The sequence below is a fragment of the Saezia sanguinis genome, assembly GCF_003991585.1.
GTDB classification, from domain to species: domain Bacteria; phylum Pseudomonadota; class Gammaproteobacteria; order Burkholderiales; family Burkholderiaceae_C; genus Saezia; species Saezia sanguinis.
Genome location: NZ_PQSP01000031.1, coordinates 1 through 340, shown reverse-complemented (window position 1 = coordinate 340; position 340 = coordinate 1). Strand labels below are relative to the sequence as shown.

General features: G+C 68.5%; 1 protein-coding gene. It reads right to left on the bottom strand.

Annotated features, from left to right (window positions below):
• Window positions 1-153: 153 nt before the first annotated feature.
• Window positions 154-340 (bottom strand): hypothetical protein (locus tag CUZ56_RS16040; RefSeq protein WP_204250934.1); only part of this gene is annotated, 187 nt, incomplete at its 5' end.

The window sequence follows — 340 nt, the reverse complement described above, 5'->3', positions numbered from 1 at the left end:
ACAACGACACTCGGGCAATGCCGGCGGGGCGCGCGGCGTAATCGCCGCCTCCCCCGCGGGAGCACCACCGGGATGACGCCGGCACGAGCACCCATTCCGTAACGAACTGTCCAAAATGGACATACGTCGCCGGACCCGTTCACCCATATCGACTCAGTCGTCCAGTCGCGACGGCCGCAGCGCCCGTAGTGTCGCCGCGATCATCTCTTCGGACCACGCAGCCGCAACCCCGCCTTGCGAGGACACCCGCAACCCGGCGACCGCCGAGTTCACGAAGGCAGCCAGGCCCTCGGCGGAAATAACGGTCGTCACCTCCCCCGCCGCCTGACCCGCCCGTAGC